At 65.0% G+C, this 26082-nt stretch carries 18 protein-coding genes, 2 tRNA genes and 3 rRNA genes; 8 read left to right on the top strand and 15 right to left on the bottom strand.

Going from position 1 to position 26082, the window contains the following annotated elements; genetic code table 11:
- Positions 1-21: 21 nt before the first annotated feature.
- Positions 22-1317 (bottom strand): NAD(P)/FAD-dependent oxidoreductase, encoded by a 1296-nt coding sequence (locus ACTWJ5_RS15105; protein WP_444439297.1) that lies wholly within the window; start codon positions 1315-1317, stop codon positions 22-24.
- A gap of 135 nt (positions 1318-1452) precedes the next feature.
- Here ACTWJ5_RS15105 and ACTWJ5_RS15100 point away from each other — a divergent pair, with 135 nt between their 5' ends.
- Positions 1453-2361 (top strand): LysR substrate-binding domain-containing protein, encoded by a 909-nt coding sequence (locus ACTWJ5_RS15100; RefSeq protein WP_444439295.1) that lies wholly within the window; start codon positions 1453-1455, stop codon positions 2359-2361.
- Between the two features lie 461 nt (positions 2362-2822).
- Here the strand turns inward: ACTWJ5_RS15100 and ACTWJ5_RS15095 are convergent, their stop codons facing one another.
- The 5 genes from ACTWJ5_RS15095 to ACTWJ5_RS15075 form a co-directional block, all read right to left on the bottom strand.
- Complete coding sequence (locus ACTWJ5_RS15095) at positions 2823-3821, bottom strand: GlxA family transcriptional regulator (RefSeq protein WP_134163521.1); 999 nt, start codon at positions 3819-3821, stop codon at positions 2823-2825.
- Between the two features lie 45 nt (positions 3822-3866).
- Complete coding sequence (gene gabP / locus ACTWJ5_RS15090; RefSeq protein ID WP_444439293.1) at positions 3867-5282, bottom strand: GABA permease; 1416 nt, start codon at positions 5280-5282, stop codon at positions 3867-3869.
- Positions 5283-5720: 438 nt separating this feature from the next.
- Positions 5721-5930, bottom strand: coding sequence for a cold-shock protein (locus tag ACTWJ5_RS15085; RefSeq protein WP_074982570.1), 210 nt, complete (start codon positions 5928-5930; stop codon positions 5721-5723).
- 517 nt (positions 5931-6447) lie between these two features.
- A complete protein-coding gene (locus ACTWJ5_RS15080; RefSeq protein ID WP_074982551.1) occupies positions 6448-6705 on the bottom strand; it encodes a hypothetical protein in 258 nt (85 codons plus the stop codon).
- Positions 6706-6860: 155 nt separating this feature from the next.
- Positions 6861-7937, bottom strand: coding sequence for an AGE family epimerase/isomerase (locus tag ACTWJ5_RS15075; protein ID WP_444439291.1), 1077 nt, complete (start codon positions 7935-7937; stop codon positions 6861-6863).
- Positions 7938-8199: 262 nt separating this feature from the next.
- On the opposite strand from ACTWJ5_RS15075, the gene ACTWJ5_RS15070 reads away from it, so the two are divergent.
- The gene (locus tag ACTWJ5_RS15070) at positions 8200-8760 is read left to right on the top strand and encodes a nucleotidyltransferase family protein (protein WP_074982554.1); all 561 of its coding nucleotides are present in this window, start codon (positions 8200-8202) and stop codon (positions 8758-8760) included.
- Positions 8761-8795: 35 nt separating this feature from the next.
- Complete coding sequence (locus tag ACTWJ5_RS15065) at positions 8796-9251, top strand: bifunctional diaminohydroxyphosphoribosylaminopyrimidine deaminase/5-amino-6-(5-phosphoribosylamino)uracil reductase RibD (protein ID WP_249919926.1); 456 nt, start codon at positions 8796-8798, stop codon at positions 9249-9251.
- 19 nt (positions 9252-9270) lie between these two features.
- Here the strand turns inward: ACTWJ5_RS15065 and ACTWJ5_RS15060 are convergent, their stop codons facing one another.
- The 8 genes from ACTWJ5_RS15060 to ACTWJ5_RS15025 form a co-directional block, all read right to left on the bottom strand.
- Entirely contained in the window at positions 9271-10965 is a 1695-nt protein-coding gene (locus tag ACTWJ5_RS15060; protein WP_249919925.1) for an NAD-dependent malic enzyme, read from the bottom strand.
- A gap of 85 nt (positions 10966-11050) precedes the next feature.
- Positions 11051-12337, bottom strand: coding sequence for a dicarboxylate/amino acid:cation symporter (locus ACTWJ5_RS15055; RefSeq protein WP_064583035.1), 1287 nt, complete (start codon positions 12335-12337; stop codon positions 11051-11053).
- 545 nt (positions 12338-12882) lie between these two features.
- Positions 12883-12998: ribosomal RNA gene (gene rrf / locus ACTWJ5_RS15050) — 5S ribosomal RNA — on the bottom strand.
- Between the two features lie 136 nt (positions 12999-13134).
- Positions 13135-16025: ribosomal RNA gene (locus ACTWJ5_RS15045) — 23S ribosomal RNA — on the bottom strand.
- A gap of 232 nt (positions 16026-16257) precedes the next feature.
- Positions 16258-16333 (bottom strand) — tRNA-Ala (locus tag ACTWJ5_RS15040).
- A 27-nt stretch (positions 16334-16360) separates the two neighbouring features.
- Positions 16361-16437: transfer RNA gene (locus ACTWJ5_RS15035), tRNA-Ile, on the bottom strand.
- Positions 16438-16501: 64 nt separating this feature from the next.
- Positions 16502-18038: ribosomal RNA gene (locus tag ACTWJ5_RS15030) — 16S ribosomal RNA — on the bottom strand.
- The 16S, 23S and 5S rRNA genes sit together here with 2 tRNA genes alongside, the layout of an rRNA operon.
- A gap of 871 nt (positions 18039-18909) precedes the next feature.
- The gene (locus tag ACTWJ5_RS15025) at positions 18910-19827 is read right to left on the bottom strand and encodes a LysR family transcriptional regulator (RefSeq protein WP_444439288.1); all 918 of its coding nucleotides are present in this window, start codon (positions 19825-19827) and stop codon (positions 18910-18912) included.
- Between the two features lie 111 nt (positions 19828-19938).
- Between ACTWJ5_RS15025 and ACTWJ5_RS15020 the strand changes: the two genes are divergently transcribed.
- The 5 genes from ACTWJ5_RS15020 to ACTWJ5_RS15000 are packed head-to-tail and all read left to right on the top strand — an operon-like array spanning position 19939 to position 25225.
- Complete coding sequence (locus ACTWJ5_RS15020; protein WP_074984549.1) at positions 19939-20403, top strand: MaoC family dehydratase; 465 nt, start codon at positions 19939-19941, stop codon at positions 20401-20403.
- Positions 20400-21548 (top strand): acyl-CoA dehydrogenase family protein, encoded by a 1149-nt coding sequence (locus ACTWJ5_RS15015; protein WP_444439595.1) that lies wholly within the window; start codon positions 20400-20402, stop codon positions 21546-21548. Before ACTWJ5_RS15020 ends, ACTWJ5_RS15015 begins: the two co-directional genes overlap by 4 nt.
- Before the next feature lie 9 nt (positions 21549-21557).
- On the top strand, positions 21558-22556 hold the full coding sequence (locus ACTWJ5_RS15010; RefSeq protein ID WP_074984544.1) for an acyl-CoA dehydrogenase family protein: 999 nt from the start codon (positions 21558-21560) through the stop codon (positions 22554-22556).
- A gap of 46 nt (positions 22557-22602) precedes the next feature.
- Positions 22603-23931: an MFS transporter gene (locus ACTWJ5_RS15005; protein ID WP_074984542.1), complete on the top strand. Its 1329-nt coding sequence runs from the start codon at positions 22603-22605 to the stop codon at positions 23929-23931.
- 13 nt (positions 23932-23944) lie between these two features.
- The gene (locus ACTWJ5_RS15000; RefSeq protein WP_444439285.1) at positions 23945-25225 is read left to right on the top strand and encodes a CaiB/BaiF CoA transferase family protein; all 1281 of its coding nucleotides are present in this window, start codon (positions 23945-23947) and stop codon (positions 25223-25225) included.
- Between the two features lie 3 nt (positions 25226-25228).
- Here ACTWJ5_RS15000 and ACTWJ5_RS14995 read toward each other — a convergent pair whose 3' ends face one another.
- Positions 25229-25882, bottom strand: coding sequence for an alpha/beta hydrolase (locus ACTWJ5_RS14995; RefSeq protein ID WP_444439283.1), 654 nt, complete (start codon positions 25880-25882; stop codon positions 25229-25231).
- Between the last annotated feature and the right edge of the window lie 200 nt (positions 25883-26082).

Raw genomic sequence — 26082 nt, 5'->3', positions numbered from 1 at the left:
GGGTGGATGGGAAGGAGTCGATCAGCCTTCGGCCTGCGCGCGGCGGACCTCCCAGGCCATGCGCAGCGCGGCGCCGATGTCGAAGAAGGGGCGCGGCGGCAGGTAGCCGGGGCGCGCCTGGGCCAGCACGTCGGCCAGAAGCGGCGAATCGACGCCGGCGGCCATTTCCGCCAGCAGGCGGCCCCACAGGGTGCCGCGGGCCACGCCCGAGCCGTTGCAGCCGGCCACGGCGTGCAGGCCGTCGGCCACCCGGGCGAAATAGGGCTCGCCGGAGCGCGTGCCGCTGAGGTGGCCGGTCCAGCTGTAGGCGATGTCCGCAGCCTGCAGGCCGGGGAAGCGCTTCTGCAGGCCCTCCAGGTGGCGCTCCCGGCGCTGGGCCAGGGCCGGGCCGTCGAGGTCATGCCGGCGGTATTCCACGGTGTTGCGGATCAGCAGCCGGCGGCCGGGCAGCAGGCGCAGGGTGGCGCCGCCCGGCAGCGGCGCCAGCACGCCCCACTGGCGCTCGCCGAACAGCGCCTGCCAGTAGGCTTCGTGCAGCGGCCGGGTGATGCTGGCGCTCAGCTCCAGGGGGAAGGTGCCGCCGCCGCGCAGGCCGGCGCGGGCCAGGAAGGCGCCCACGCAGACCAGCACCTGCGGCGCCGTCACCTCGCCCTCCCCAGCGCGCACCGACCACAGCCGGCCCGAGCGACGCAGACCGCTGACGTCGCTGTGCTCGTACAGCTCCACCTGCTCCGGCAGGCTCTCCGCCAGGCCACGCACGTAGCGCGCCGGCTGCAGCAGGCCGTTGCCGCCGGCGCAGTGGATGGCCCGCGCGTAGAAGCCGCTGCCCAGGCGCCGCGCCAGGGCTTCGCCCTCCAGGTACTGCGCCGTGGCGCCCACCGAAGCCAGGGTGGCGAGGGTCGGTTCGGCGTCCAGGTGCGCGGGGTCATGGGCGGCGAAGTGGTAGCCGTCGTCGCTCAGCTCGCAGTCGATGCCCAGCTCGGCGATGCGCTGGCGGACTTCGCGGCCGGCAGCCACACCGATGCGCGAGGCCAACTGGTAGGCGGCGTAACCGGGCTGGCCCAGCAGTTCGCCGGCGTGGGGCAGCTCATGGCTGACCACGAAGCCCGAGTTGCGCGCCGAGGCGCCCTGGGCCACGCGCTGGCGCTCCAGCAGCAGCACCCGCTGCTGCGGAAAGCGCCGCGCCAGGGCATGGGCCGCCGACAGGCCGGTGATGCCGCCGCCGATGATCAGCCAGTCGGCCCGTTGCTGGCCGGCGAGGCGCGGCCGGGGTGTGCCCTCGCCTGCCAGGGCGATCCAGCCGCAGTGATTGTTCATGGCCCGTCACTCCTTCAGAATCCATGCGCAGGGGGTATCCAGCGAATACCCTGCTTGCGCGTCGAATGCCGAATCTACGGGCTCTTGCTGGCCTCAGGCCAACGCTGATATTTCATCCAACCATTCGGAAAACGCATGGATAAACTGCTTCGCGTTCCCTCCCTGCAAGCCCTCCAGGCGCTGGTTCACGTGGCCGAGGCCAGCAGCTTCACCGCCGCCGCACGCCAGCTGCACCTGACGCAGAGCGCCATCAGCCGGCAGGTGCAGCAGTTGGAGGAGTACTACCGGGTGCCGCTGTTCGACCGCACCAGCCGCAAGGTGGTCCTGACCGACGCCGGGCGCGAGGTGTACGGCGTGGCGCGGGACATGTTCAAGACCCTGCTGCGCCTGGAGGAACGCCTGACGCCGGTGCCCCTGGAGCGGCCCTTCCGCATCCGCATCTTCGTCTCACTGGCGGTGCGCTGGCTGCTGCCGCGCCTGAGTTCGTTCTACGCGGCCAACCCCGGTCTGTGCCTGTCCATCGAGAGCGTCGGCGGCGAAGTGGTGGACGACGGCGGCGATTGCGACGCCTACGTGCTCTACCTGCCCGGCGGCCTGGACGAGCGCCCGCTCACCCCGCTGTTCGACGAATACCTGGTGCCGGTCTGCGCACCGCGCCTGGACGACGGCCAGCCGCCGCCGCGCTCGCTGGAGGAACTGGCGCGCCACGCGCTGATCCACGCCTCCACCGGCCGCCACGAGTGGACGCAATGGCTGCGCGCCCAGCCCGACAGCGCGCCACGCCAGTTCAAGCACATCCTGTTCAACCTCGACGACCTGGCCCTGGACGCCGCCACCCGCGGCCTGGGCATCGCCATGACCGACCGCATGCTGGCCCAGGACGCCCTGCAGCGCGGCGACCTCATCGTGCCCTTCGGCGAGGCGCTGAAGACCGGCGGCGTCTACGCCCTGTGGCTGCGCGACAGCGGGGCGGCTCATCCGGCTTGTCAGACGGTGCTGGATTGGTTCGAGGAGCAGGGCAAGGGGGGTGGGCAGAGGGAGTGAAATCGGCTGGCGCGCTGCTTTTCGCAGGATGGGTCGAGTTTGCGAACCCCATGCGGGCGTGGCGATGGGTATCGCTTCGCTCAACCCATCCTACGGTGGCGTGGGGCGCATGACCGTTCGCGGCTGTCCGTCCTACGTTCAAGGCAGCGCGGGGTTCGCCGGGCGTTCTGGTGCTCGGGTTCGAGGCCGCTCCTCTCCCTAACCCTCTCCCTGAAGGGAGAGGGGACCGTTCGGAGCGCGCTGGTGTTTCGGCGTTAGCCGGCTTGTACCGAGTTCCCGACTGACACCAAAGCTTGTCTCGGCACGGACAAGCCCCCTCTCCCTTCAGGGCGGGGCGCGCAGCCGAGGGCTGGGGAGAGGGAGCGGAGTCAATCCAACACACCTCGGCCCCCGGAAAACACCCCTCCCGAATCCTAGAGCGCATAACACCCCAGCGTTATCCGCCGTCTCCACAAGCCAACCTACCTCACCGACTTCACACACCCATGGCGCACCTCCTTCGACGGCGGATACCCGTAGAAAGACGTGTAGCACTTGCTGAAATGGCTGGGCGAAACAAAACCACAGGCCAGGCCCACCTCGAACATCGGCAGGTCCGAATGCTGCAGCAGACGGCGGCTTTCGGTAATGCGCAGCTCCAGGTAGTAACGCACCGGCGTGGTGCCCAGCTGCTGCTGGAACAGCCTTTCGATCTGCCGCTTGGAACGGCCGACGTAGCGGGCCAGCTGCTCCTGGCTGAGTGGCTCCTCGATGTTGGCGCTCATCAGGTTGATGGCTTCGCGCAGCGGCTCGCTGAGCTTCTCGTGCAGCGCCGGCCGGGCGCGGCGGAAGCGCGATTCCTCGAAGGCGAGGATGTCCGCCACGGCCTCCACCAGCTCGCGGCCGTGCAGCGCGTCCATCCACTCCAGCACCATGTTGAAGGCCCCGGTCGGGCTCGCCGCGGTGAGGCGGTCGCGGTCGACCATGTGGCTTTCGCTGGTGACCTCGCTGTGCCGGGCGATCTCCGCCAGCGCGGCACGGTTCTCCGGGTGCACTGCGCAGCGGTAGCCGTTCAGCAGGCCGGCCTGGCCAAGGAACCAGGCGCCGTTCCACAGCCCGGCCAGGGCCACGCCCTTCTCCGCCGCCAGTTGCAGCAGGCGCGTCAGTTCCGGCGCGGCGCGCAGCGGGGTGCGCAGGCCGCCGCAGACCACCAGCAGGTCCAGCCCCGCCAGGTGCGCGGGCGCCAAGGCCGAGCCGGGGCAGATGACCAGCCCCAGGTCGCTGGTGACCGACTCGCCATCCAGGCTGAAGGTGCTGGTGGCGAAGGCCCCGGCGCGGATCAGGTTGGCGGTGACCAGGGTATCCAGCGCCTGGGTGAAAGCCGGCAGGGAGAAATGCTCCAGCAGCAGAAAGCCCACCCGCCCCTGGCGTTGCGCGCCCGCCCGGGGCGCGGAAAGGAACCTGAGGTTGCGGCCCTGCATGGCGCCGCTGAACTGCCGCCGGTCGACCAATCGCGACTCCCGCCGTCAGCCGGCCGAACGCAGCGGGTCGAGGCGGCCGCCGACAGTCGCGCCCTGGCGTCGATTGGTGAAGCTCAGCAGCACGGTCGCCACGCTCAGGCCGAGGGTGGAACTCACTTCGGCGCGGTGCTCCGGCAGGATGAACATCACCGCCAGCACGGTGCTGATGAAGGCGATCACCGCCCAGGTCAGCCAGGGGAACAGCCACATGCGGCAGGCGATCTCCTGGTTGCCGCGCTGCAGCTTGGCGCGCATGCGCAATTGCGAAACGGCGATGGCCAGGTACACCAGCAGCGCGATGGAGCCGGAGCTGGCGAGAAGGAAGTCGAACACCCGCGCCGGGGCGACGAAGTTCAGCACGGTGGTGAGCATGCCGATCAGCGTGCTGGCGATCACCGCGGCTCGCGGCACGCCGGCCGCCGAGGTGCGCTGGATGAAGGCCGGCGCGTCGTTGCGGCGGCTCAGCGAGTAGATCATCCGCGAGGCGATGTAGATCGAGGAGTTCAGGCAACTGGCCACGGCCACCAGCACCACCACGTCCATCATCAGCTTGGCGTGGGGCACGTTCATCAGCTCCAGGGCGCGCTGGTAGGAGCCCTGCGCCGTGAGCATGGGGTCGTTCCAGGGCACCACGGAGATGATCACCAGGATCGACAGCAGGTAGAACACGCTGATGCGCCAGATCACAGCCCGCGTGGCCTTGGCGATGTTGCGCCGCGGGTCGCTGGATTCGGCGGCGGCGATGGTCACCGCCTCGGTGCCGATGAAGCTGAACAGCGTGGTGATCAGCGCGGTGAAGATGGCGCCCCAGCCGTTGGGCAGGAAGCCGCCATGCTCGCGCATCAGGCTGCCCAGGCCGCTGACCTCGTGCCCCGCCGGCAACACGCCGAGAAGCGCCGCCGCGCCCACGGCGATGAACAGCACGATGGCGCCCACCTTGAGCATGGCGAACCAGAACTCGAACTCGCCGTACTTGGCCACGCTGAACAGGTTGGTGACGGTCAGCAGCAGCGTCATCACCAGGGCGAACACCCAGGTCTGCACCTGCGGGAACCAGCTGTTGAAGATCACCCCGGCGGCGATCGCCTCGATGGGAATCACCAGCACCCAGAACCACCAGTACAGCCAGCCGATGGTGAAGCCGGCCCAGCGGCCGATGGCCTGGTCGGCGTAGGCGGAGAAGGAGCCAGTGTCGGGGCGGGCCACGGCCATCTCGCCGAGCATGCGCATCACCAGCACCACCAGCAGCCCGGACAGCGCGTAGGCCAGGATGGCGGCGGGCCCCGCGGCGGCGATGGCATGGCCGGAACCGACAAACAATCCCGCGCCTATGATCCCGGCAATGGACAGCATGGTCACATGGCGCGGCTTGAAGCCCTGGACCAGTTCGCCACTGGCGCCTTTCGCACTTGGAATACTCATCGGTCGGCCTTTGTTGAATTTGTTATGCGGTGGCAAGGCGCCACCTGGCGGGCGTCCCGGACTGCGGGACGCGGGCACAACCCTATTCCAGGGCGTCATCCGGGCATTTGCCCAGGATCGCCATGGGCATGAGAAAAAACGACATGGCCTCGCCCGCGAGCGCCCAAGGCCGGGGCTGGCGATGCCATGAAAACGACATCAGCGGAGGGAAAGAGGAAGGGCAGCGGAGTTGCTGCTAGATGTAGCCACCGTCCACGGACAGCGTCTGCGCGATGGTATGGAGCGCCCGGTCAGGGGCGAGGCAGGATGCGGCGTCGATCAGCGAGCGCCAGGCTGGCGGGTCGAGGTCGCGGAGCTTCGATTGCGAGCGGGAATTTTTCGGGCACAAACGAAAAGCCCCGCAATGCGATGCGGGGCTTCGGGCACCAGAAGGTGCGCTTACAGGGCTTGAACCTGCTCGGCCTGCGGGCCTTTGGCGCCGGCAGTCACGAGGAAGCTGACGCGCTGACCTTCGTCGAGGGTCTTGTAGCCGGTGGATTCGATCTGACGGAAGTGAACGAATACGTCCGGGCCGCTTTCCGGGGTGATGAAGCCGAAGCCCTTCTCAGCGTTGAACCACTTGACGGTACCAGTTTGGCGGTTTGCCATGATGTAGATCTCCAAGGTAGGAACGAGCACAGGCGACATGCCTGGCTGGAACTGAATGCAGAGTGAAGAGAAACCGAGGAGATGGAAATCAGAACGGACTGAACATCAATACGGAGCCGCTAAACTGGCAGGCAGTGGCAGCAGAATACAGGGTTCGACGGATTTGAACAGCATTTTCTTTTCCGCACCGCGATTCTGGACGGCCGGTCGCCTTTCCATGCCGAGCAGAAGGCATCTCCCAGCACCTGTAGGAGCGGGCCCTGCCCGCGATTCGCGCGCAGGGCGCGCTCCTACCACATCGGTGAGGATGGCTTCTTGTAGGAGCGAGCTTGCTCGCGAATGAGCCCCGCAGCGGAGTCTGTTCGCGAGCAAGCTCGCTCCTACGAAGAGCATCCCAGCGCGGCCTGCAAGACAGCCGCTCCTACATCCCACGAAAGCACCTCGGCGCCCCACATGCCCCGGGAGATGCACCTTCGGTGCCGCGGCGGGCTCGAATGGATAACGCGAAGAGCCCCGCTCAGCCCCTCCCGTCGAGCTGGTCCACCCAGCGCTCGGCCGCGGCGAAGGAGGCCTCGAAGGCGGCTTCATGGGAATCCCAGGGGCCGACGACGACATCCAGCGGCGACACGCTCGGCGGCACCTTCGCCAGCGAAAGCAGCATCTCGGCGACCTTGCCGGGGCCGGCGTAGCGCGGTGAGATGAGCACCGCCACCCCGCTGGAGGTGGTGTACTCGCTGGGTGGCATGAAGTTCGGCTCGCTGGTGTGCTGTTGCATGCATCGTTTCCCCCGGCCCGCTGGCAGGCCGTTCACATGGTTGGAGTAGCGCGAGATGGCGGACGGTCGCCCACCCTTTCACGGACTCTCCAGCTTGCCAGCGGTTCCGCCGGATCGCCCCTGCCAAAGGCATGGCCGCCGGGCGGTACAAGGAGTCAGACGCGCCCGGCCAGGGCCTGCAGCGCCTGGTAGGCACCCAGCAGGTGGTAGGGCGTGGTGGACGGCATGTCCGGGCGCAACACCTCGCCACCGGGGCCCAGCACCTCGTGCCAGCCACCGTCGTGCAGGAAGCGCGAACGGAAGCGCTCGGTCCAGAGCGCCAGGGTATCGAGGGATCGGGCGCTACCCTCCACGGCCAGGGCGCGGGCGAACTCGGTCTGCGCCCAGATGCGCTGGGTGGCGTCCTGCAGGGTGCCGTCCGCCGCCAGTGCGGCGCCGACGCCGAGGGTGCCAGCGGCCACGCCATGTCGCTGTGCGAAGGCGAAGGCGTGGCGCAGCGCAGCCTCCAGGGCCGAACCGGCGAACAACGCCGGCTCTCCCATGACCAGGGAGAACCATTCGAACTGGTGCCCCGGCTCGATGCGGTTGCCCGCCTCACCCAGCGGCAGTTCGGCCACGCAGCCGCTAGCCGGATCGACGAAGCGCGCCAATACCGCGGCGCCGATCGCCTGCAGGCGCTCTCCGTACCAGGGGTCGCCGGCGATGGCATAGGCCGCCAGATAGGCCTCGGTGAGGTGCATGATGGGGTTCTGCAGCACGGGCGCGCCGTCGTCTACGAAATCCTCGGCCAGCGCGGACAGGTACAACCCCTGGCCATCGGCGAAGCGCTGCTCGATCAGCTCGGTGGTGCGCGTCATCAGCTCCAGCGCAGCCGCGTTGCCACTGAGCTTGTGATACTGCGCGCAGGCGAACACCACGAAGGCGAAGGTGTAGAGATCGCGGCGGCTGTCCAGCGGCTTTCCGGCCGTGTCGATGCTGTAGAGCCAGGCCCCGTGGCCATCGCCGAAGTGACGTTGCAGCGAGGCGAACAATGCCTCTGCCCGAGCAGCGCCGGCAGGCCCCGCGTGGCTGAAGACGAACAGCTGGCGGGCGCAGGCCATGGCGCGGTAGCGTACCGCGGGCAGGGGCTGCCCGCTGCGATCGTCGAGCGACTCGTAGGGCAGCTGCAGCGCCTCGTTCCAGCCGGCGGCGCGCCACAACGGCAGGACGGTATCGGCGTAGTGACGGGTCAACGCCGCGATACCGGCAGTGAGGGATGGCGCAAGGGACGACGGGACGGGCATGCGGCGAGTCTGCGTGAGGAAGGAAGGCGCAAGCGCAGAAGATAGAGGAAAAGCCCCCCGGAAAGAACCCGCCCGCGCAAGGACGGGTTCGCCAGCCGCTCGACGCGGCGTCCTGCGTGTGCGCCCCAGCCAGTGTAAGCCGGTGCCTGGCGCCGGCTCCGGGCACTGTTATGCTGGCGACCCATCGAAACACCGCCCAGGGAGTGGACTCATGGCCCCATTGACCGACGAGCAGGTAGTGGCGCTGGCGCTGCGCAACCCGATCAACGAAGCCTTGCTCGAGGTGCTGGCCAGGCTCGACCTGCCCGCCTGCATGCTCACCGCCGGCTGCCTGTTCCAGGCGGTCTGGAACCACCGCTGCGGCCGTGCCGCCGGCTGGGGCGTGAAAGACTACGACGTCATCTACTTCGACGAAGACCTGTCCTGGGAAGCCGAGGACCAGGTGATACGACAGGTGCGCCAGGCCTGCCACGACCTGGAAGCGAACGTGGAGGTGCGCAACCAGGCGCGGGTGCACCTCTGGTACGAAGGCCGCTTCGGTTCCGCCTGCCCTCCCCTGCAGGCCGTCACCGACGGGATAGACCGCTACCTGATCAACGCGACCTGTCTGGGACTGGACGTGGGCAGCGGCGAACTCTACAGCACCCACGGCCTCGACGATCTGCAGGCCGGAATGTTGCGGAGCAACCCATTGAACCACCAACCCGAATGGTTCGCGCGCAAGGCCAGCAGCTACCAGGCGCGCTGGCCCTGGCTGACGATCGAGCCCTGAGCGCTTCGCCCGCCGCCTTTTTACCGGGAACCTCCATGAACAACCATCTCGAAGAACACGACCGTGAATGCATGCGCCTCGCCCTGGCCCAGGGACGCCGCGCGCTATCGAGCTGCCTGCCCAATCCGCCGGTCGGCTGCGTGATGACGGCCAACGGCATGCTCGTAGCCAGCGGCTTCACCCAGCCGCCCGGCGAGCCTCACGCCGAAGCCATGGCGCTGGCGCAGTTGGCTGGGGCCACGGCCGAACTCACCGCCTACGTGACACTGGAGCCCTGCTCCTTCGCCGGCCGCACACCCTCCTGCGCCCGCGCCCTGGTGGTCTGGGGCGTCAAGCGGGTAGTGGTCGCCATGCTGGACCCCGATCCGCGCAATGCCGGCGCCGGCATCGCGATACTGCGCGAGGCAGGTGTCCAGGTGAGCGTCGGGCTGCTGGAAGAAGAAGCCCGACGGGACATGGGGCCCTATCTACTGGGCGCTTGCAGCCACTGAGCCACCGAGGGCAACGACCTCACAACGAGCGACGACGGTACTCGCGGTAGCGCGGCGCCCAGAAGTTGCGCTCGATGGCGGCATGGAGCATGTCGTCCGGGGTTTCCAGCGCTACGCCCTCGGCCTGGGCCTGCTTGGCCACGGCGAAGGCGATGCGCCGGCTGACCTGCTGGATGTCGCGCAGCGGCGGCAGCACCGCGTCGCCCTCCCCCGTCACCACCGGCGAGCATTCGGCCAGGGCGTTGGAAGCGGCCATCAGCATCGCCTCGGTCACGCGCCGGGCGCCGGCGGCGATCACCCCCAGGCCGATGCCGGGGAAGATATAGGAGTTGTTGCACTGGGCGATGTGGATGCTGCGCCCGCCGTGCTCCACCGGCTGGAACGGGCTGCCGGTGGCGACCAGCGCGCGGCCCTCGGTCCACTGGAGGATTTCCGCCGGCGTCGCCTCGACCCGCGAGGTCGGGTTGGACAGCGGCATCACCAGCGGCAGCGGGCAGTGCTTGTACATCTCGCGGATCACCGCCTCGCTGAACAGCCCGCGCTGCCCGGAAACGCCGATCATCACCGTCGGCTTGGCCCGGCTGACCACTTCGAGCACGCCGATGCCGTCCTCGCCGCGCTGCCAGCCGGCCACGTCGGCGGCCTTCTGCGCCAGCTTGCGTTGGAACTCCAGCAGGCCGTCCATGCCTTCCACCAGCAAACCGTGGCGGTCGACCATGAAGATGCGCTGGCGCGCCTGCGCCTCGGACAGCCCTTCCAGCTGCATGGCGGCGATGATGTGCTCGGCGATGCCGCAGCCGGCGGAACCGGCGCCGACGAAGGTGATCACCTGCTCGCTGAGCTTCTGCTGCTTGACCTTGCACGCCGCCAGCAGGGTGCCGACCGCCACCGAGGCGGTGCCCTGGATGTCGTCGTTGAAGCAGCACAGCTGGTCGCGGTAACGCTCCAGCAGCGGCATGGCGTTGGTCTGGGCGAAGTCCTCGAACTGCAGCAGCACGCCCGGCCAGCGGCGCTGCACGGCGCGGATGAACAGCTCGACGAATTCGTCGTAGTCCTTGCCGCTGATGCGCGGGTGGCGCCAGCCCATGTACAGCGGGTCGTCCAGCAGCGCCTGGTTGTTGGTGCCCACGTCCAGCACTATGGGCAGCGTATAGGCCGGGCTGATGCCGCCGCAGGCGGTGTACAGCGACAGCTTGCCGATGGGGATGCCCATGCCGCCGATGCCCTGGTCGCCCAGGCCGAGGATGCGCTCGCTGTCGGTGACCACGATGATCTTCACCTTGTCCTTGGTGGCGCTGCGCAGCACGTCGTCGATGCGCTCGCGGTCCGGCCAGGAGACGAACAGCCCGCGGTGGGTGCGGTAGATCTTCGAGAAGTCCTGGCAGGCCTGGCCCACCGTGGGCGTGTAGATGATCGGCAGCATCTCCTCCAGGTGGCCTTCGAGCAGGCGGAAGAACAGCGTCTCGTTGTTGTCCTGGATGGAGCGCAGGTAGACGTGCCGGTCGAGGTCGGAGGCGCATTGCAGGTACTGCTGGTAGACACGCTCGGCCTGTTCCTCGATGGTCTCCACGGTCTGCGGCAGCAGGCCGATGAGGTTGAAGTCGATGCGCTCCTGCGGGCTGAAGGCGCTGCCCTTGTTCAACAGCGGCATCTCCAGCAGGGCCGGGCCCGAATAGTGGGTGTACAGCGGGTAGTTCGACTTGCGTTCGGTCATGGCTTTCTCCACTGCCTGCATGACGGGCTTCAGGAAACGACAGCGCCCCGTGCAGGGGCGCCGTAGAGGGTAGCGCGTGAAGCTTTCAATGATCCATCGATGCTTCGAGCGCCGAGGGTCCGGCGGCCAGTTCGCGATGCAGGGTTTCCTCGTCCAGCTCCTTGCACCACTTGGCTACCACAACGGTGGCCACGCCGTTGCCCACCAGGTTGGTCAGGGCGCGGGCCTCGGACATGAAGCGGTCGATGCCGAGGATCAGCGCCAGGCCGGCGACCGGCAGGTGGCCCACGGCGGACAAGGTAGCAGCCAGGACGATGAAACCCGAGCCGGTGACGCCGGCCGCGCCCTTGGATGCGATCAGCAGCACCGCCAGCAGGGTCACCTGGTGGATGATATCCATCTGCGTGTCGGTGGCCTGGGCGATGAACACCGCGGCCATGGTCAGGTAGATCGAGGTGCCGTCGAGGTTGAAGGAATAGCCGGTGGGAATCACCAGGCCGACTACAGTCTTGTCGCAGCCCAGTTTCTCCATCTTGGCGATCATCCGCGGCAGCGCGGACTCCGACGAGGAAGTGCCGAGCACGATCAGCAGTTCCTCGCGGATGTAGTTGATGAAACGCAGGATGTTGAAGCCGTGGAAGCGCGCGATGCTACCCAGCACGAGGAGCACGAAGAGGATGCAGGTGAGGTAGAAGCAGGCCATCAGTTCACCCAGTTGCACCAGCGAACCTACGCCATAGGCACCGATGGTGAAAGCCATGGCGCCGAAGGCGCCGATAGGGGCGACGCGCATGATCACGTTGATGATGTTGAACATCACCTGGGTGAAACGCTCGATGAACAGGAAGATCGGCTGGCCCAGGCTGCCCATGCGGTGCAGCGCGTAGCCGAAGAGCACGGAGAAGAACAGCACCTGGAGGATGTCACCGTTGGCGAAGGCGCCGACCACGGTGTTGGGGATGATGTTGAGCAGGAACTCGATGGTGCTCTGCTTCTCGCCGGCCGAGGCGTAGGCGGCGACCTTGCTGGTATCCAGGCTGGCCGGGTCGACGTGCATACCCACACCCGGCTGGACGATGTTGACTACCGCCAGGCCGATGATCAGAGCGATGGTGGAAACCACCTCGAAGTACAGCAGCGCCATGCCACCGGTCTTGCCCACCGCCTTCATGCTCTGCATGCCGGCGATGCCAGTGACCACTGTGCAGAAGATGATCGGCGCAATGGCCATCTTGATCAGTTTTACGAAGCCGTCGCCCAGGGGCTTCATCAGCACCGCGGTCTGCGGATAGAAGTGGCCCAGGGCGATGCCAATGGCAATGGCGATCAGCACCTGCACGTAGAGGCTCTTGTAGAAGGGTTTCTTGCTCATGGCGGCTACCTTTCTCCAGATCGGCGCCGGCCCTCCTGGCCACGGCACCCGACTCCACGAACGGGCCTCCCCATCCTCGAGAGCGCGTCCTGCAGACGGTGGACTCCCGGCGAGCAGTGGCGGCGGCCGGGAACTTGTTACCTATTGTTTCTGACTATAGGCGCTACACAGCGCGGCGAAGTTCCGAATGTCTGCCTGCCGAGCGGGCACGGCTTTTCGTAGGAGCGAGCTTGCTCGCGAATGAGCCCCGTCGCGGAGTCTGTTCGCGAGCAAGCTCGCTCCTACCAAGAGCACTACAGCCTGTAGACAATTGCTCCTACGGGCGCAGGAGACATGCCCTCGTAGGATGGCGTTGAGCGCAGCGATACCCATCGCCATGGGCCCGCCCCCCTGTAGGAGCGGGCCCTGCCCGCGATATCGCGCGCAGGGCGCGCTCCTACAAGGGGAATGCAATGGCGCGGGTATCTGCTCCCATCGCCCCGGCTTTTCCGCGCCCAAAGCAAAACCCCCGACCAGCCAGGCTGATCAGGGGTTTTGGGATAGGTGCTTGACGATGACCTACTCTCACATGGGGAAACCCCACACTACCATCGGCGATGCGTCGTTTCACTGCTGAGTTCGGGATGGGATCAGGTGGTTCCAACGCTCTATGGTCGTCAAGCAATTCTTTCGGATGCTCGTGGCTTGCGCTCACGCTCATCCCGATTCGGGTATGTGACAGGTATTTTCTTTGCGGTTCTCACGAACTTTCGGTTCGTCGACTTCACCAATCAACACACAAATTGTTTGGGTGTTATATGGTCAAGCCTCACGGGCAATTAGTATCGGTTAGCTCAACGCCTCACAGCGCTTACACACCCGACCTATCAACGTCGTAGTCTTCGACGGCCCTTCAGGGGAATCAAGTTCCCAGTGAGATCTCATCTTGAGGCTAGTTTCCCGCTTAGATGCTTTCAGCGGTTATCTATTCCGAACATAGCTACCCGGCAGTGCCACTGGCGTGACAACCGGAACACCAGAGGTTCGTCCACTCCGGTCCTCTCGTACTAGGAGCAGCCCCTCTCAAATCTCAAACGTCCACGGCAGATAGGGACCGAACTGTCTCACGACGTTCTAAACCCAGCTCGCGTACCACTTTAAATGGCGAACAGCCATACCCTTGGGACCGGCTTCAGCCCCAGGATGTGATGAGCCGACATCGAGGTGCCAAACACCGCCGTCGATATGAACTCTTGGGCGGTATCAGCCTGTTATCCCCGGAGTACCTTTTATCCGTTGAGCGATGGCCCTTCCATACAGAACCACCGGATCACTAAGACCTACTTTCGTACCTGCTCGACGTGTCTGTCTCGCAGTCAAGCGCGCTTTTGCCTTTATACTCTGCGACCGATTTCCGACCGGTCTGAGCGCACCTTCGTACTCCTCCGTTACTCTTTAGGAGGAGACCGCCCCAGTCAAACTGCCCACCATACACTGTCCTCGATCCGGATAACGGATCAGAGTTAGAACCTCAAGCATGCCAGGGTGGTATTTCAAGGTTGGCTCCACGCGAACTGGCGTCCACGCTTCAAAGCCTCCCACCTATCCTACACAAGCAGGCTCAAAGTCCAGTGCAAAGCTACAGTAAAGGTTCACGGGGTCTTTCCGTCTAGCCGCGGATACACTGCATCTTCACAGCGATTTCAATTTCACTGAGTCTCGGGTGGAGACAGCGCCGCCATCGTTACGCCATTCGTGCAGGTCGGAACTTACCCGACAAGGAATTTCGCTACCTTAGGACCGTTATAGTTACGGCCGCCGTTTACCGGGGCTTCGATCAAGAGCTTCGCTTTCGCTAACCCCATCAATTAACCTTCCGGCACCGGGCAGGCGTCACACCCTATACGTCCACTTTCGTGTTTGCAGAGTGCTGTGTTTTTAATAAACAGTCGCAGCGGCCTGGTATCTTCGACCGGCGTGGGCTTACGCAGTAAATACTTCACCCTCACCGGCGCACCTTCTCCCGAAGTTACGGTGCCATTTTGCCTAGTTCCTTCACCCGAGTTCTCTCAAGCGCCTTGGTATTCTCTACCCGACCACCTGTGTCGGTTTCGGGTACGGTTCCTAGTTACCTGAAGCTTAGAAGCTTTTCCTGGAAGCATGGCATCAACCACTTCGCTCTCTAAAAGAAAGCTCGTCATCAGCTCTCGGCCTTGAACACCCGGATTTGCCTAAGTGTCCAGCCTACAACCTTAAACTTGGACAACCAACGCCAAGCTGGCCTAGCCTTCTCCGTCCCTCCATCGCAGTAACTAGAAGTACAGGAATATTAACCTGTTTCCCATCGACTACGCATTTCTGCCTCGCCTTAGGGGCCGACTAACCCTGCGTCGATTAACGTTGCGCAGGAACCCTTGGTCTTTCGGCGTGGGAGTTTTTCACTCCCATTGTCGTTACTCATGTCAGCATTCGCACTTCTGATACCTCCAGCAAGCTTCTCAACTCACCTTCACAGGCTTACAGAACGCTCCTCTACCGCGCATCTTGCGACGCACCCGTAGCTTCGGTGTGTGGTTTGAGCCCCGTTACATCTTCCGCGCAGGCCGACTCGACTAGTGAGCTATTACGCTTTCTTTAAAGGGTGGCTGCTTCTAAGCCAACCTCCTAGCTGTCTAAGCCTTCCCACATCGTTTACCACTTAACCACAACTTTGGGACCTTAGCTGACGGTCTGGGTTGTTTCCCTTTTCACGACGGACGTTAGCACCCGCCGTGTGTCTCCCACGCTGACACTTCCAGGTATTCGGAGTTTGCATCGGTTTGGTAAGTCGGGATGACCCCCTAGCCGAAACAGTGCTCTACCCCCTGGAGTGATACGTGAGGCGCTACCTAAATAGCTTTCGAGGAGAACCAGCTATCTCCGAGCTTGATTAGCCTTTCACTCCGATCCACAAGTCATCCCCTACCTTTTCAACGGGAGTGGGTTCGGTCCTCCAGTCAGTGTTACCTAACCTTCAACCTGCTCATGGATAGATCGCCCGGTTTCGGGTCTATACCCAGCGACTAAACGCCCTATTAAGACTCGCTTTCGCTACGCCTCCCCTATTCGGTTAAGCTCGCCACTGAATATAAGTCGCTGACCCATTATACAAAAGGTACGCAGTCACCCAACAACGTGGGCTCCCACTGCTTGTACGCATACGGTTTCAGGTTCTATTTCACTCCCCTCTCCGGGGTTCTTTTCGCCTTTCCCTCACGGTACTGGTTCACTATCGGTCAGTCAGTAGTATTTAGCCTTGGAGGATGGTCCCCCCATGTTCAGACAACGTTTCACGTGCGCCGTCCTACTCGATTTCACTTCCTAGAACCTTTCACATACGGGGCTATCACCCACTATGGCCGCACTTTCCAGAGCGTTCTGTTAGATTCTAAGAAGCTTAAGGGCTAGTCCCCGTTCGCTCGCCACTACTAAGGGAATCTCGGTTGATTTCTGTTCCTCAGGGTACTTAGATGTTTCAGTTCCCCTGGTTCGCCTCACACACCTATGGATTCAGTGTGTGATAACCAGCTTATGCTGGCTGGGTTCCCCCATTCAGAGATCTCCGGATCAAAGTCTGTTTGCCGACTCCCCGAAGCTTATCGCAGGCTACCACGTCTTTCATCGCCTCTGACTGCCAAGGCATCCACCGTATGCGCTTCTTCACTTGACCATATAACCCCAAGCAATCTGGTCATACGTCTCGAACGTGAAGACGACATTCGCCGAAAATTCGCGCTTGAACTCGCAAATTTTACCTTGACTTGAACAATCCCCAGTGAAAGAGATCATTCAGTCTACTTCTATCACATACCCAAATTTTTAAAGAACGGTTCCGGTACAAAGACCAGACAGCAAGGTTCGTTCTATCGAACATTCCTGTCTGAGCTTTACGACGATTTTAATGGTGGAGCCAAGGAGGATCGAACTCCTGACCTCCTGCGTGCAAAGCAGGCGCTCTCCCAGCTGAGCTATGGCCCCATCGGATCAAGGCACCACCACAACAATTGGTGGGTCTGGGCAGATTCGAACTGCCGACCTCACCCTTATCAGGGGTGCGCTCTAACCAACTGAGCTACAGACCCAATCGTCTAACCAGTGAATCAAGCAATTCGTGTGGGAGCTTATGAGTAAGCTGCGATCTTCGATTAAGGAGGTGATCCAGCCGCAGGTTCCCCTACGGCTACCTTGTTACGACTTCACCCCAGTCATGAATCACTCCGTGGTAACCGTCCCCCTTGCGGTTAGACTAGCTACTTCTGGAGCAACCCACTCCCATGGTGTGACGGGCGGTGTGTACAAGGCCCGGGAACGTATTCACCGTGACATTCTGATTCACGATTACTAGCGATTCCGACTTCACGCAGTCGAGTTGCAGACTGCGATCCGGACTACGATCGGTTTTCTGGGATTAGCTCCACCTCGCGGCTTGGCAACCCTCTGTACCGACCATTGTAGCACGTGTGTAGCCCTGGCCGTAAGGGCCATGATGACTTGACGTCATCCCCACCTTCCTCCGGTTTGTCACCGGCAGTCTCCTTAGAGTGCCCACCATAACGTGCTGGTAACTAAGGACAAGGGTTGCGCTCGTTACGGGACTTAACCCAACATCTCACGACACGAGCTGACGACAGCCATGCAGCACCTGTGTTCCGATTCCCGAAGGCACTCCCGCATCTCTGCAGGATTCCGGACATGTCAAGGCCAGGTAAGGTTCTTCGCGTTGCTTCGAATTAAACCACATGCTCCACCGCTTGTGCGGGCCCCCGTCAATTCATTTGAGTTTTAACCTTGCGGCCGTACTCCCCAGGCGGTCGACTTATCGCGTTAGCTGCGCCACTAAGATCTCAAGGATCCCAACGGCTAGTCGACATCGTTTACGGCGTGGACTACCAGGGTATCTAATCCTGTTTGCTCCCCACGCTTTCGCACCTCAGTGTCAGTATCAGTCCAGGTGGTCGCCTTCGCCACTGGTGTTCCTTCCTATATCTACGCATTTCACCGCTACACAGGAAATTCCACCACCCTCTACCGTACTCTAGTCAGGCAGTTATGGATGCAGTTCCCAGGTTGAGCCCGGGGATTTCACATCCATCTTACCAAACCACCTACGCGCGCTTTACGCCCAGTAATTCCGATTAACGCTTGCACCCTTCGTATTACCGCGGCTGCTGGCACGAAGTTAGCCGGTGCTTATTCTGTTGGTAACGTCAAAACAGCAAGGTATTAACTTACTGCCCTTCCTCCCAACTTAAAGTGCTTTACAATCCGAAGACCTTCTTCACACACGCGGCATGGCTGGATCAGGCTTTCGCCCATTGTCCAATATTCCCCACTGCTGCCTCCCGTAGGAGTCTGGACCGTGTCTCAGTTCCAGTGTGACTGATCATCCTCTCAGACCAGTTACGGATCGTCGCCTAGGTGAGCCATTACCCCACCTACTAGCTAATCCGACCTAGGCTCATCTGATAGCGTGAGGTCCGAAGATCCCCCACTTTCTCCCGTAGGACGTATGCGGTATTAGCGCTCCTTTCGGAACGTTGTCCCCCACTACCAGGCAGATTCCTAGGCATTACTCACCCGTCCGCCGCTGAATCCAGAAGCAAGCTCCCTTCATCCGCTCGACTTGCATGTGTTAGGCCTGCCGCCAGCGTTCAATCTGAGCCATGATCAAACTCTTCAGTTCAATACTGATCGGGTTTTGAGAAAACCCTAAACTTGGCTCAGCAATCGCAAAAAACTCTCGAATTCACGAGTGTTACTTGTGATGCTGATAATCTTGCGATCACCAGTCTTAGCTCACAAGCACCCACACGAATTGCTTGATTCAACTTGTTAAAGAGCAGTTGGTTGATTCTTTCGTCTCAACCGAGGCCGCGCATTCTACAGCAACCTCACTTCCCGTCAACACCTAATTTAAAAAATATTTTCTTTAAATTCAGCGTCTTATGTAAAACCCTATGGGCTTTGCCAGTTGACGGGCGGCGAATTATATAGACCTCCGAATGGTTGTCAACACTTCTTTCAACGTCGTGTTTCCCGATTGGAGCCATGCGGTTCAGGCCCGACTCCGGCGCCCGCCATGATTAGGCGGCCTCTATATAGATAGCGCCGCCACTGGCGCCACAGCCGGTCGCCCGACACTTGCCTGATCGCCAGCGCCCCGGCAGCATGTCCAGCGGCACCGCCAAGGAGACCCAGGCGACCGCCATACATTTCTATGAATTTCCCAGGGAACATTGGATATGGATATCAAGGTCATCGCATTCATCTGCCTGGCAGCTTTGGCATTGGAGCTGCTGCGCGTCTACCGCAGCTCCACCGACAGGCGCCGGGACCAGCGGCAGACCGGGCAGTAGGACTACTGCCCAAGGCAAGAGAGCTGATCCCCCACCTCACCGCTGAAGCATCGCCCGATGCCGGCGAGGCGGGGGAATCGCTTCTGTAGACAGCGCCACGGCGACAAGTTCCCCCTCCCCTGCATTTCTGCGCGCTGCCTTCTCCGCGAAGGACGCATTGGGCATCAACGCCTGCCGCTCCCAGGCCAGGTGTCGAGCTTACCGACCAACCCCGCCTTCCTCTTCCACTCCCAGCAATTCCAACGCCACGTCGCGGAACTGCCGCACCACCCGGCTCTCGTTGTCCGGGTTGCACACCAGCGCCAGGCCAACGGTGCGCTCCTGGTGCGGCGTCTCCAGTTCCAGAAAGCACACCGGCGCCGCCGAATTGCGCGCGTGCAGCGCCGGCACCAGGGCGACGCCCAGCCCGCAGGCCACCAGGCTGATGGCCGCCTGCACCTGGGTGGTGGAATGCACCAGCTGCGGCACGAACCCCGCCGCCTGGCATAGCTGCAACAGCACGTAGTGCAGCCCTTCGCTGTGCGGGTAGTCGATCAGCGGCTGGTCGGCCACCTCGGCCAGGTGCACACGGCGACGGCCATCGCCAGCCAGCGGGCTGTCGCGCGGCACCACCAGCATCATCGGCTCCCACTCCAGGGGAATCAGTTGCAACGACGTTGGCTGGGGCAGCGGGAAGCGCACCAGGCCGACGTCCGCGCGGCCGTTCTCGACCAGCTCCAGCACCCCGCTGGAAGGCAGCTCGCGCAGCTCCAGGGCGATGCCCGGGTAGCGCCGGCGAAACTCGGGGATCAGCCGCGGGACCAGCGACAGCGTCGCCGAACCCACCGAGCCGAGGGTCAGCTGGCCGCGAGCGCCGGCGCCCGCTTCCAGCGCGTAACGCTGCGCCTGCTGCAGGTGCAGCAGCACCTTGCGCAGCTCCGGCAGCACGGCCTGGCCCGCTTCGGTCAGGCTCACCTGGCGCGTGGTGCGCTCGAACAGCGGCAGGCCGATCTCCTCCTCCAGCTTGCGGATCGACACCGACAGCGGCGGCTGGGACATGTGCAGGCGCTCGGCGGCCTCGCGGAAGTTCAGGGTCTCGGCGAGGGCGAGGAATTGGTGAATCTGGCGCAGCTCCACACTGATACTCCATGCGTATCAATAATGCGCCAAATAATATTGGATGAACGAGGATGCCGACCATAGCCTGAAGCCACTCGATGCCAACAATCCCAACAGGAGAGTGACTCCATGGCGCACAACGAAATCGCCCTCGGGCAAGGCTATCACTGGCAGGACCTCGAACCCGGCCAGCGCTTCCGCACCTACCGCCGCACCGTCACCGAGGCCGATCTGATCGGCTTCGTCGGCGTCACCGGGCAAACCGAGGTCATCTTCATCGACAGCACCTTCGCCGGCGCCATCCAGGGCCGCCCGGTGCCCGCCGCGCTGAGCTACAGCCTGATCGAGGGCATCCTCATGCAGACCATGCTGCAGGGCACCGGCCTGGCCCTGCTGGAACTGCACAAGAGCGTGCGCGGCCCGGTGGTGGTGGGCGACACCCTGGAAGCGCTGGTGGAAATCGAGGAGGTCCGCCCTACCTCCAAACACGGCCGCGCCGTGGTCACTTCCCGCGTCAGCGTGCTCAACCAGCGCGCGGAAACGGTGATCGAATACCAGGTCAAGCGCCTGCTGGCCGGACGGGGTGAAGGCTGATGCTCGAAGCCCTCGACTTCCGCCCCCTGCCGCCCCGCCACGAGGCCCTGCGCAGCGAGCTGCGCACCTTCCTCGCCGAGCGCCTGGGCGACTATCCGCTGGACCTGCGCGCGCGCAGTTGGCAGGGCTTCGACGCCGACTTCAGCCGGGCCCTGGCGGCGCGCGGCTGGGTCGGCCTGACGCTGCCCCACGAGTATGGCGGCGCCGGCCTCGACCCCCTGGCCCGTTTCGTGGTGGTGGAAGAGCTGCTCTGCGCCGGCGCGCCGGTAGCCGCCCACTGGATCGCCGACCGCCAGAGCGGGCCGCTGCTGCTGCGCTTCGGCAGCGAGGCGCAGAAGCGCTTCCACCTGCCGGCGATCTGCCGTGGCGAGCAGTTCTTCTGCATCGGTATGAGCGAACCCAATTCCGGCTCGGACCTGGCCAGCGTGCGCACCCGCGCCGAGCGCAATGCCACCGGCTGGCGGCTCAATGGCCAGAAGATCTGGACCACCTACGCCCAGCACAGCCACTACATGATCGCCCTGGTGCGCACTTCCGGCAGCGCGGAGGACCGCCATGGCGGCCTGTCCCAGGTGATCGTCGACCTGAGCCTGCCGGGCGTGAGCATCCGCCCGATCCGCGACCTCACCGGCGCCGAGCACTTCTGCGAGGTGTTCTTCGACGACGTGCAGCTACCCGAGGGCGCCCTGGTCGGCAAGGAAGGCGAAGGCTGGAAGCAGGTCACCGCCGAGCTGGCCTTCGAGCGCAGCGGGCCGGAACGCATCTACTCCAGCATCGCACTGCTCGATGCGTGGATGGACTGGCTGCGCGTACGGCCGCAGCCCGGCCATGAACGCCTGCTGGGCCAACTGCTCGGCGAACTGATGGTGCTGCGCGCGCTTTCGGTGAGCCTCGCCGCGCAACTGGCCGACGGCCGCAGCCCGGTGGTCGAGGCCGCGCTGGTGAAGGACCTGGGCACCGCCTTCGAGCAATCCATCCCCGCCCTGCTCGGCGACGTGCTGGGCGCCATCGACGGCGCCGAGGCGCCGCACCTGCTGCAGCGCACCCTGGCCTACCTGGAACGCATGGCCCCGGTGTTTTCCCTGCGCGGCGGCACCCGCGAAATCCTCCGCGGCGTAGTCGCCCGCGGCCTTGGCCTGCGATAGGAGCCCGCCATGAACCTCGACACCCTGATCATCGACGCCTTCGGCCAATGGCTGGAAGGCGAAGTCAGCCTCGAACGGGTCCGCCGCATCGACCTGGGCGAGCCTGCCGATGCCCTCTGGCGCTCACTGGCCGAACACGGCTTCGCCGACCTGCTGTTGCCCGAAGCCCAGGGCGGCGCCGCGGCCAGTGCGCAAACCGCCTGCCGCCTCCTGTTCGCCGCCGGCGGCGCAGCCCTGCCGTTGCCCCTGGCCAGTACCTGGTGGGTACGCGCGGCGCTGGCCGAAACCGGCCTGCCGCTGCCCGAAGGCCCCATCGCCCTGGCAACCGGCCGGCGCGAGGGTGACACCCTGGTGTGCCGCCAGGTGCCCTTCGCCGCCAGCGCCCAGTGGCTGCTGGCCGAGCTGCCGGATGGCGCCTGGCTGCTGCCGCTGGCCTCGGCGCAACGCCAGGCCAACGGCGTCTACGCCAGCCTGGCCCAGGACCTGAGCTGGCCCGGTCTGCCCGCAGACGCCCTGCGCCTGCCGGCCGGGCGCGACTGGCGCGCCCTGGGCGCCGCCTTCAGCGCCGCGCTGATCGCCGGCGCCGGCGAACGCGTCCTGCAGTTGACCCTGGAATACGCCAATACCCGCCAGCAGTTCGGCAAGCCCATCGGCCGCTTCCAGGCCATCCAGCAGCAGCTCAGCGTATTGGCCGAGGAAGTCTTCGCCGCACGCATGGCGGCACAGCTGGCGCTGCATGGCGCCTCGTGGCCGGCCAGCGTTCCGGCCGCGGTGGCCAAGGCGCGCTGCAGCGCCGCCGCCGAACGCATCTGCGCCATCGCCCACGGCGTGCTCGGCGCCATCGGCGTCACCGAGGAGTACGACCTGCAACTGTACACCCGGCGTCTCCACGAGTGGCGCGCCGACTACGGCAGCGAGTCGGCCTGGCAGCCGCTGATCGGCCGCGCGGCCCTGGATGGCCCGGGAAACAGCCTGGCCTTCCTCGAACGCCACCTGCCCGCCGCCTGATCCGCGGCACCCGTGCTTCTCATAACAATCACAATGGAGAACACCCATGGCCCAGCTACTCAGCCAAACCCAGCAGGCCCCGGCGCTCGCCGGGGCCGCCCCGCGCGCCGGCACGCCCATCGCCTGGCGCACCATCGTCGCCGGTAGCATCGGCAACACCGTGGAATGGTTCGACTGGACGGTCTACACCGCCTTCGCCCTCTACTTCAGCCACCAGTTCTTCCCCTCCGACAACGAGACCACTGCGCTGCTGGCCAGCTTCGCCGTATTCGCCATCGGCTTCGCCATGCGCCCGCTGGGCGGCTGGGTGATCGGCGTGTTCAACGACCGCGCCGGACGCAAGGCGGCGCTGAACCTGACCATCCTGATGATGGCCCTGCCTTCGCTGCTGATCAGCCTGATGCCCACCTATGCCAGCATCGGCATCGCCGCGCCGCTGCTGATGGTCCTGGCGCGCATGGTCCAGGGCCTGTCGGTGGGCGGCGAATACGGCGCCGCGGCGACCTTCCTCGCCGAGTCGGCGCCGGCCAGCCAGCGCGGGCTCTATTCGGGCTTCTTCTTCGCCAGCATCGCCCTCGGCCTGCTGGTGGCCTCCGGGCTGGCCTGGCTGCTCAGCCAGTGCCTGAGCCGCGAGCAACTGATGGATTTCGGCTGGCGCATCCCCTTCTTCATCGGCGGCCTGGGCAGCCTGGCGGGTTTCTGGATCCGCCATGGCGTGGAGGAGACCGCGGCCTTCCGCAAGGGCCACGAACAGCGCCGCGGCCAGCGCCTGGAGCAGCCGCTGCGCACGCTCTGGCGCGAGCATCCGCAGGCGGTGAAACGCCTGGTGGGCATCAGCCTGCTGGGGGCCTTCGCCTTCTATCTGTTCGTCAGCTACCTGCCGGTGCACGCCATCCGCAGCCTCGGCGCCTCGCCGGGCACCGCCTACGGCGCCAGTAGCCTGGCACTGGTGGTGTTCATGCTTTCGCAGCCGCTGTTCGGCTGGCTGTCCGACCGCATCGGCCGGCGCCCGCAGCTGATCGTCTTCGCCCTCGGCTACGCCCTGCTGCTGTACCCGGTGGTGCGCTCGATGAACGCCTCCTTCGGCGCCATCCTCGCCGTGGAACTGTTCGGCCTGCTGCTCTATGGCCTGTACTCGGCCATCGCCCCGGCGATCAAGTCGGAACTGTTCAGCACCGACATCCGCGCCCTGGGCATCGGCCTGCCCTACAACCTGGTGGTGGCGATCTTCGGCGGCACCACCCCATACCTGATGACCTGGCTGCAGAGCCGCGGCGACGAGCAGTGGTTCCTGGTCTACGTCTCGGCCATGGCCGTCATCACCCTGGTGGCCTTCCTGCGCATGCCGGAAACCCGTGGCCAACCCCTGCACTGATTCGGAGAACAGCATGAGCAACACGCAAGCCACCCACCAAGGCCCGCTCGCCGGCCTGCGCGTCCTCGACCTGTCGCGGGTCCTGGCCGGCCCCTGGGCCACGCAGGTCCTCGGCGACCTGGGCGCCGACGTGATCAAGGTGGAACGCCCCAGCCGCCGCGACGACACCCGTACCTGGGGCCCACCCTTCCTGGAAGACAGCGGCCAGACCTGGGACGCCGCCTACTACTTCTGCGCCAACCGCAACAAGCGCGCCATCGCCGTGGACTTCGGCCATCCGGACGGCGCCGCCCTGCTGCGCCGGCTGGCCGCCTCGGCGGACGTGCTGGTGGAGAACTACAAGGTCGGCACCCTGGCCCGCTACGGCCTGGACTACGCCGCACTGAAGGCGCTCAACCCGCGCCTGGTGTACTGCTCGGTCACCGGCTTCGGCCAGACCGGCCCCTACGCCGGGCGCGGCGGCTACGACTTCCTGGTGCAGGGCATGAGCGGGCTGATGAGCATCACCGGGCACCGCGACGACGAGCCCGGTGCCGGGCCTCTGAAAGTCGGGCTGCCGGTCAGCGACCTGTTCTGCGGCCTGTACGCCATCATCTCCATCCTCGCCGCCCTCAACCACCGCCATGCCAGCGGCGAGGGCCAGCACATCGACTGCGCGCTGCTCGACAGCCAACTGTCGCTGATGGCCAACCAGGCCATGAACTTCCTGGTCGGCGGCCAGGTGCCGCAGCGCCTGGGCAACGCCCACCCCAACGTGGTGCCCTACCGCGACTTCGCCTGCAGCGACGACTACATCCTCGTGGCCTGCGGCGCCGACGGCCAGTTCCAGGCGCTGTGCAGCCTGCTCGGCCGCGACGACCTGGCCGGCGACCCGCGCTTCACCCGCAACGCCGGGCGCAGCCAGCATCGCCGCGAACTGGAAGTGGAACTGGCGAAGACCATCGGCACCTGGCGCGCCGCCGACCTGCTGGCGGCCATGGAAGAAGCCGGCATCCCCGGCGGGCCGATCAACGACCTGCAACAGGCCCTGGCCGACCCGCACGTGCAGGCCCGCGGCATGCTGCAGACGCTGCAGCGCCAGGACGGCACGCCGGTCACCCTGCTCGGCTACCCGGCCAAGTTCTCCGCCACGCCGCCCAGCTACCGCCTGGCGCCGCCGGTGTTCGCCCAGGACACCGCCAGCCTGCTGGGCGAGGAACTGGGCCTGGCGGCCGCGCAACTGGCCGAGCTGGCCGCCGAAGGCGCCATCGCCCTGGCCCAGCCATCGTCCGTACGCACCGCCAAGGCCGGCTGAGGTTCAGCCCGGCAACCGCTCCACCCCGCGCAAGTGGGCCAGCACCTGGTCCACCGCGCGGTCCAGGCAGCCCTTGAAGAAATGGTTGGCGCCGGCGAACAGGGTGACCGGGCGCTGTTCGGGCCGCGCCCAGTCCAGCAGATTGGCCAGCGGCGCCATTTCATCGGCCTCGCCGTGCAATAGAAGGCAGTCCGCCGGCAGCGCCATGGGTTCGTAGTGCCGGCCGCCGGGCACCGTGCCCACCGGCAGGCCCATCAGCACCAAGGCCTCGGCCGGCTGCGCCAGGTCGCGGGCGGTGCGGGCAAACACGTAGGCGCCGAAGGAAAAGCCCACCAGCGCCAGGGGCAGGTCCGGGTAGCGCTCGCGCAGATAGGCAGCCACCGCCTGGCTGTCCTGCGCCTCGCCGATGCCCTCGGCGTACTCGCCCTCGGTGCCGTCCACCCCGCGGAAGCTCGGGCGCACCGCCAGCCAGCCGGCCTTGCTCAGGCGCCGCGCCAGGGTCAGCGGCACCAGGTGCCGCGGGCTGCCGCCGAGCAGCGGCTGCGGGTGGCTGACCATGGCCACGCCGCGGGCCGGGCCGGCCGGGGCGTCGATGAGCAACTGGATCCGGCCTGCCGGGCCATCGATCAGCAGCGGGTTGCGGTCTTCATCGGGCATCGCGGTGTTCTCGTTCGGAAAGCGGGTGGCCAGGGTAATCCAGGCAGTCCCCGGGGTGGGCAAAAAGCACGCATGCGACCGCCCATGCCCCGCCTCTGCCATCCCCGGGCGAGCTGATACACTGCTCTACTGCCGCCGGGCCCGGGGCCTGGCGTCGAACAAGCAGTGAACGAGGACAGTATGAAAGCCGATTTCGCGAC

Source organism: Pseudomonas sp. A6 (assembly GCF_052367875.1).
In the GTDB taxonomy this organism is placed as follows: Bacteria; Pseudomonadota; Gammaproteobacteria; order Pseudomonadales; family Pseudomonadaceae; genus Pseudomonas; species Pseudomonas citronellolis.
Note: the sequence above shows the minus strand (reverse complement) of the source record. Positions and strands in the feature narration are given on the sequence as shown.